The organism is Mucilaginibacter sp. (assembly GCF_039935595.1).
In the GTDB taxonomy this organism is placed as follows: domain Bacteria; phylum Bacteroidota; class Bacteroidia; order Sphingobacteriales; family Sphingobacteriaceae; genus Mucilaginibacter.
In genome coordinates, this window is the sequence record NZ_JBDTJZ010000147.1 from 1 (window position 1) to 7,169 (window position 7,169).

Here is a 7,169-nt window from a genome sequence, read left to right on the forward strand (position 1 = left end):
AAGCTTATATATTCAATATCCCTTAATTCTTCCTTATTTTTAAACTCGGCTTTATGCTCATCATAATAATTGCTATAATCTGCATCCGTTAATGTAACCTTATTATCAGGTACAGAAGCGTACTCAAGCCCGGTATATTTAAAACTAACCAGTTTGTTTTTAGCTTCATAATCATCTTTTGCATCTAACGAGTTTACATATAAACCGTTAGTTACTAATGACAAGTATTTTTCGCCCAGTTTGGCATCTATCAAATTGGTAACAAACTCGGTCCACCGTATTTTTTGCGGATCATCGGCCTTTAAAGCACTGATGTTTTGTATAGTTGAAAGTAAATTAGCGCGATCAAACTGTCCGGTTTGCGGGTTGGTAAACGCCTGCACAATTTGCGGGCTTGGGTTATTACCGCTGGTCATGGCCTGTGTTTCGTCAGCGCCAACAACAAGTCCTAATTTATCCACTTCCTTTTGGATAATTAAACGGCTTAGCATCTGGTTCCAGGTATTTTCCTGTACGTATGCTGTGATTTGCGGCGTCAAAGTGTTTTGCCCGGTTTGTTGCTTAAATTGTTCGGCACTTTGTTCAGATGCTTTTGTGAAATCGTCATAAGCTATTTTCTCGCCATTAACCTGTCCTAATTCATTGGTGTCGTCCCTAAAAAAAGAACTACCGCTTTTTACCGCCTCGCTCCCAATAAACGCAAAAAGCGCAAGCCCGATAACAATTGCAACTATTTTTCCCATCCGCTCGCGCAGATAACCCATTACAGCCATATAATTTTTATATAATATTTATATTCATTAAAAAAGAGGGCGCAAGATACAATTTTTAGTAAAAAAATGTGAAACAAAATTTATAGTTAAAAACCGCAGTGCATCAGGGTGTTTCGGGAACATTAAATGAACCCGACCCTGTATTAAAAAAAGGATGGGTAAGCCTCTCGTCGCTGACGAAATTTGTACCGTAAACTACATTGCCGCTAATCTCATTTATCGTTACAGGCTTATTGGAGTATATTTTTTTCTTCGCCTGGTCCCATATCAATTCGTCCGATTTAAATGTGCTGCCTTCTGCATTGGTAGCCACCACATTTTTATGGAACTCCATAATACTTGTTTTGGGATATTGTATGCCCGAGTCGGCAACTATATTGCCGGCTTCTCTTGCCAGGCTATCAAAAAAAATAATTTTAACACCTTTTGGTGTTGTTTTATACGGCACGGCATTTTTTGCCGTGTCGTTATAGTCAATTAACACCGGGGTAAGCATGCGTAATTTAACTTTTGCCGAGTCGCTGTATATCACATCAACCGAGTCGGTTTCTTGTACGGGCTTCTCAGATTCCTGTGCTGATATTTCCTTGATCTTATTAATATCGTTTTCGCACGAGGCCACCAACAACATGCCTGTAAGCAGTACCGCCAACAATAAACCTTGTTTTGCACCACTATACATAAGCTAATTAATCAAACTTAATTTTCTGGAACCACCTGTCATTTATCATAAAGCCTAGACGCAGGGTAAAATAATTTTCTTTTACCAGGCCATTACTTAATGTTCCGCGCTGGCCAACCTCGCCTGATACATTAATTTTATAGAATATGTTTTGATAATATGGGCGCAAACGTAAACCTAAGCCAAATGTAACCGCCTGCGATTTGATATTAGTAAGCCCGCCTCCGGTTGGATTATTAACATTTAAATAGGTTTGATCTAATACCAGTCCTAAACGATATTCAATAGTAGACCAGTAGTTGCCAACCGCGTCAATATTAGGTATGTACTGGCCACCAACTCTAAGGGTTTTACTATCAACCAAACCCTGGTTGGTACCGCCAATAGTAAGGTTTGACCATTTGCCAATAGTATAATCGGCACCAATCAAAAACTTATCGTCGTTTTGGTAAGATATACCGAAGTGATTGATCTGCGGAAGCTGTATTTTTGTTTTAGCCGATTGCTGGTTTATCAATGAATCTATAGGTAGATTGGCTACACCATTCTGATCAAAAGTGTATTGGCTTACTATATATGAGCTTTGCGAGTTTAACTGGCTGCTTGCTGATGCTGAATACCCCAGCACCAAATGCCTTTTAAGCGAAAAATCCATGATATATTGTACGCCATAATCATAATTAAGGCCACTGATACTGTTATTATCTTCAATACTTGTGTTTAATGCCGAGGCCAACTGAGGGAACTCAGTTGTTTGGGTATGTTTTAACTGGCCAAATATGTAAGAAACATTAGCGCCAATTGATAAGTGCTTAAAAAGCTTTATGCCATAACCTAAATAAGCCTTTGATAAGCCTCCCTCGCCGCTATATACATAGTTAACCATGTTGGTATCAGCCGGCGAAGCTGTGCCAAACCCCCGGTTTAACGTTTGTTTATAGTTATAGCCCAACTGGCTATAAGGCAAAAGGCCAAAACTTAATGCCGAATGTTTGGTAACCGGAACTGCAAATGTAATATGGCTTAACCCAAAATTACCATTGGATCCGCCGGTTTGCCCGGTTTGGCTTAAACTTAACCTGTTGGCAAATAAACCTACATCAATAGTGGTGATATATATTGAACCGTATGATGCAGGGTTCAGCGGGTTTATACTGCTAAAGCCTCCAATTAAATTGGTTGCGGTAGAAATACCGCCCATTGCGGCATTTTGGGGAAGTACGCCTGCATTAATATCACCCAGCCCATATCGCGAATACGGCGAACTTGTAGTAGATTGTGATCTTGCCCCCAATGCTATAACTGCAAGTAAAAACGTTATAAAAAACTTTGTATATCTGATCATTATGCTTTTTGTATAGCAACATTCAGTCCTTTTAAAACTAAATGGGGCTCCATTTTAATATAGGGGGCAAAGATGCTATTTTTCAATAGAGTATCAAAAAAAATACTGTCGCCCCCTGTTAGTATGATATTTAATTGCTGATGGATTTTTAAATAACTTTCAATAAAGCCTGTTAACTCATGTTTTATACCGTTTTGCACGCCTGATTGTATAGCAGATGTGGTATTGTTGCCATAATAATTTTTAAATCTTTCATCCGGGTTTACCAGCGGCAGGCCCGAAGTATAATAATTTAAAGCATTGTAACGCATATTTAGCCCCGGCGATATACTTCCACCAAAATAATTTGCACCGCCGGTAACCAGATCATAGGTTATACAGGTTCCCGCATCAATTACCAGGTTGTTTGCGACCGGATATAAGTAGTTAGCGCCTATAACCGCGGCCAGCCTGTCGGCCCCTAAAGTTTCGGGGGTTAAATACTTATTATTTATGCCTTTATATGTTGAGCCATTAAAGTAAATTAAATTTGTTTTTTGCTTTAATGGCTCCTCCCATGTTTCTGTTGTATTTTTTACTGTTGACAGGATAGTGCGTTTAACCTGATAAGTATCAAAATAAATATCAAGCGTACTGGTATCAAATTTTTGATGCTGACTTGTATACAACAAATCGTAATTATCAAACACGGCAACTTTTGTGCTGGTATTGCCTATATCAATAACCAGATTGGCCATTAGGCTTTGGTTAATGTTAATATAGATTCAAATATGGCCAGCCCGTCTTCGTTAGCCAACAAAGCGTCGGCAGCACGCTCAGGATGCGGCATAAAGCCAAAAACGTTACGATTGGCATTACATACGCCTGCTATATTCTCAATAGATCCGTTAGGATTGGCCTCGTCGGTAATATTACCTGCTTCATCGCAATACCTGAACAAAACCTGGTCATTATCCTTAATACTTTTTAAAACATCTGCATCTGCAAAATAATTGCCCTCGCCATGTGCAATTGGTATTTTAAGCGCCCTTTGTAAATCAATTTGCGCGGTAACCATTGAGTTGTTGGTTTGAGGCACTATATAAGTATTGCGGCAAATAAACTTGCGGTTCTTATTATGCAGCAATGCCCCTGGCAATAGCCCGGCTTCGGTTAATATTTGGAAACCGTTGCATATACCTAAAACGTTACCCCCCCTTGCGGCAAATTGTATAACCTCTTGCATGATAGGCGAAAAACGCGCTATGGCACCCGAGCGAAGATAATCGCCGAAGGAGAAGCCGCCAGGTAATACTATAAAATCAGCACCCTGTAGGTTATGATCTTTATGCCATAGGCGCACAACCTGCTGGCCCATTATTTTTTCTAATACATGGATGATATCTTCATCGCAATTGGAACCGGGAAATATTACTACACCAAACTTCATGACACAAAACTAATATAACCGCCGAAATTTGAACGAATGTAAAAGTTAAAAAGTGTTAAACTGGAAATAAATAATGCACATAACCAATAAAACGAACAACGATTCGTAAAACCAGCGTATGTTGGCGTATAAAAAGTAGTAAGAAAAAAATACCGCCGCCGGTATGGCACACAATAAAAAGTGGCTTAGTTGAAAATTGGCCTCTACATAAAACGATAGCCCCGCAACCAAAAACAAACAAAATAACAACTGGAACGATTTCCGTATCTGCACATAGCCCCTAAAAAAGTTTTTTCTGATTTTTAAAAACCCCAGCAACAGTATAATTATAACCGGTATTAATATAAGGTAGTTATAATAATTAATGTTTAAACGATCAGGAAACCGGGTAGTTAACGGCAGCCAGATAGCATAAAATTGCGAGAGCCTGTCATTAAGATAATAAAATACGGCCAGGAAGAAAAATACAGTAATATAACCTATTATGCCTGATAACCATTCGCGCCAGTTAAATGGTTTGAATAGGATTAGGGATATCCATATAGCCAAAAAAAAGTAAATAAAAGGCAGGTATAGCAATGACCCAAGGGCAACTATCATACCCAGGTCAAACGCGGTTGATTTAGCATCAGTCCCCTTATAAAGACTTAAAAGCTTATACAGCATCCATATAATAAGAAAATTACATATAAGCGGCGAACTTAGTATTAAGAACGGGGTAAACAAACTGCAAATTACAATATACATCAACGCCGGCAGTGAGGTGGACCGCCCCAATAAATTATAATGGTTAACCAGTATGTTAAGCAGTATGGCTTGTATTAAAACTAAAACGCCCGCAATAAATACATTTACCTGCGGCGAAAATATATAATCATATGAGATGTTGGTAAACAGGCGGGCAAAGGGTTCAACAAAAGCAAATTCAACCTGCGGGGGCGCGTGCCAAATATAACCCATACGCAACACAATCAATAAAATGGCGAGCCATAGCGTGTTGATGGGGTTATACTTTCGGAAGATATTGATCATGCCCGGTTATTTGAAAAGGCAATATTAGCAGAAAATATGCTTACGCTGAAATAAGGCCGCTTTTTGCATAACGTTTTATCATATTATCCACAATCTGCGCGGTCTCATCAGGAAAGTTTACGTTTATTTTTTTGTCGTCGTTAACCCATTGTTCTAAATGCGTAGCAAAGTTTTCATCAATTGCCCCCACAACTTTTACCCCCAACCTTGACGCGGCCAACGCATTGCATTGTTGCTCGTACTGGCCCTTCATGGGTATCATCAGCACTTTTTTTTGAAGATACAACGCTTCTGCAGGCCCCTCAAACCCCCCCCCGGTAAGCAGGCCTTCGCCGGTAGCAAGGCTTTTATTAAATGCCTCATTACTTACCGGAAAAACTTCTACATTATTGATCCTATAAGCCGTTTTTTCGCGTTTTGAAAATATATGCCATGGTATATGCGGATTTTGGCCCAGTGATTTTATTAAGGTCTTATCATCATAAGCCGGCAGGTAAACCGTGTAATGACCCAAATTGGCGGTTTCCAGTTTCCGTATATCACTTCTGATAACCGGGGTATGTATAAAATCGTCATATCGCTCAAAATGGAAACCTATATGATAGGTGGTAGGCGAGTAATATTTAAATAGCCACTCGGCATAGTTCCACTTTCCGGGCCGTGGCGTTTTGGGCGATACAAATGAGCATTGATGACTCAACGACACCGAAGGCACGTTTTGCAGCCTGCAGGCCCAGGCGCTTACCGGTTCAAAATCATTTATAATAAGGTCGTACTGTTTTAAAGGGATGCTGTGCATATCGCGCCATAACCGGCGCAGATCCATAATTTTAAAGGTGGTCCACTTATCAACCCCGCCATTGGTACCAAACACAAAGCTGAACCCGTGAAAGCGGTATTTAAGCGGTTGCGACAGGCTGACCTCGGCTTCGGTACCGCTAACCAGCAGATCGACCTCGCCATATTTTTGCAGTAACGGAACAATCTCGCGGGCGCGGCTAATGTGCCCATTTCCTGTTCCCTGTATGGCATATAGTATTTTCATGGTAGCGCAGGCAAGTTAACAAACATAACGGATAAGGGCATTAAGAATTTGTCAAAGCATTTAGAAAGAATATCGAATTACGAACGCCGAAGTACTTCATCATTCAAAATTCGATATCCGGTGTTGGATATTCCCTACCCTGCTTCCTGTTTAAACCTCTCCAGTAATAAATTCACATCCATCATGGCGTTAAGGTCCTCGGCATCCGTTTTGTCATCCTCGTCTGCATCGGCTTTAAAGTTATCCGGGTTATATTTAAACACCTGCCATACGCCTTTATGGTATTCCAGCGCGCTAAGGCTCTCCACCCAATCGCCCGAGTTGAGGTACAATACCTTGCCGGGATTATCGGTAGCGGTAACTTCTCTTATTTCGGCATGGTGAATGTGTCCGCATATTACATAATGGTATTGTTTGGCCACGGCCAGATCGGCAGCGGTTTGTTCAAATTGGTTTATAAATTTCACCGCATCCTTAAATTTAGCCTTTACTTTTTGCGAAAAACTCATTTTTGGCCTGCCTATTAGCGTTAAAAACCAGTTGGTAGCACTGTTGAGGAGTATCAGCGTATCATAACCTACGGCACCCAGTTTAGCCAGCCATTTGGAGTGCTGCATGGTAACATCAAAAATATCACCATGAAATATCCAGGCCTTTTTACCATCAATATTGAGCAATACTTTGTTCAATAGCTTAAAGCTGCCCAGGTCAAAATCGGCAAACTTGCGCAGCATTTCGTCGTGGTTCCCTGTAAGGTAATAAACCGGTATGCCTTCGGCAATAAATTTGAGTATGCGGCGCAGTACTTTGGTGTGGGCCTCTGGCCAGTACGATTTACTGAACTGCCATATATCAATAATATC

8 protein-coding genes are annotated in these 7,169 nt (G+C 40.4%); all 8 read right to left on the bottom strand.

What is annotated here, in order from left to right; all coding sequences use genetic code 11:
- On the bottom strand, positions 1-773 hold a 773-nt coding region (locus ABI367_RS09780), incomplete at its 3' end, for a SurA N-terminal domain-containing protein (protein WP_462232032.1).
- Between the two features lie 103 nt (positions 774-876).
- Positions 877-1,455 (bottom strand): LPS export ABC transporter periplasmic protein LptC, encoded by a 579-nt coding sequence (lptC, locus tag ABI367_RS09785; RefSeq protein WP_462232033.1) that lies wholly within the window; start codon positions 1,453-1,455, stop codon positions 877-879.
- 7 nt (positions 1,456-1,462) lie between these two features.
- Positions 1,463-2,800 carry a hypothetical protein gene (locus ABI367_RS09790; RefSeq protein WP_462232034.1) on the bottom strand — a complete coding sequence of 446 codons (1,338 nt, stop codon included), beginning with the start codon at positions 2,798-2,800 and terminating at the stop codon, positions 1,463-1,465.
- Positions 2,800-3,537 carry a type III pantothenate kinase gene (locus tag ABI367_RS09795; protein WP_462232035.1) on the bottom strand — a complete coding sequence of 246 codons (738 nt, stop codon included), beginning with the start codon at positions 3,535-3,537 and terminating at the stop codon, positions 2,800-2,802. Before ABI367_RS09795 ends, ABI367_RS09790 begins: the two co-directional genes overlap by 1 nt.
- Positions 3,537-4,229, bottom strand: coding sequence for a phosphoribosylformylglycinamidine synthase subunit PurQ (purQ, locus tag ABI367_RS09800; protein WP_462232036.1), 693 nt, complete (start codon positions 4,227-4,229; stop codon positions 3,537-3,539). Before purQ ends, ABI367_RS09795 begins: the two co-directional genes overlap by 1 nt.
- Positions 4,230-4,274: 45 nt before the next feature.
- Complete coding sequence (locus ABI367_RS09805) at positions 4,275-5,261, bottom strand: DUF6427 family protein (RefSeq protein WP_462232037.1); 987 nt, start codon at positions 5,259-5,261, stop codon at positions 4,275-4,277.
- Positions 5,262-5,301: 40 nt separating this feature from the next.
- A complete protein-coding gene (locus ABI367_RS09810; protein ID WP_462232039.1) occupies positions 5,302-6,306 on the bottom strand; it encodes a glycosyltransferase family protein in 1,005 nt (334 codons plus the stop codon).
- Positions 6,307-6,440: 134 nt separating this feature from the next.
- On the bottom strand, positions 6,441-7,169 hold a 729-nt coding region (locus tag ABI367_RS09815; protein ID WP_462232041.1), incomplete at its 5' end, for a UDP-2,3-diacylglucosamine diphosphatase.

Bases quoted from the DNA above. Each gene is read 5' to 3' on its own strand.
- lptC (WP_462232033.1), bottom strand. From the start codon at position 1,455: ATGTATAGTGGTGCAAAACAAGGTTTATTGTTGGCGGTACTGCTTACA.
- ABI367_RS09790 (WP_462232034.1), bottom strand. From the start codon at position 2,800: ATGATCAGATATACAAAGTTTTTTATAACGTTTTTACTTGCAGTTATA.
- ABI367_RS09795 (WP_462232035.1), bottom strand. From the start codon at position 3,537: ATGGCCAATCTGGTTATTGATATAGGCAATACCAGCACAAAAGTTGCC.
- purQ (WP_462232036.1), bottom strand. From the start codon at position 4,229: ATGAAGTTTGGTGTAGTAATATTTCCCGGTTCCAATTGCGATGAAGAT.
- ABI367_RS09805 (WP_462232037.1), bottom strand. From the start codon at position 5,261: ATGATCAATATCTTCCGAAAGTATAACCCCATCAACACGCTATGGCTC.
- ABI367_RS09810 (WP_462232039.1), bottom strand. From the start codon at position 6,306: ATGAAAATACTATATGCCATACAGGGAACAGGAAATGGGCACATTAGC.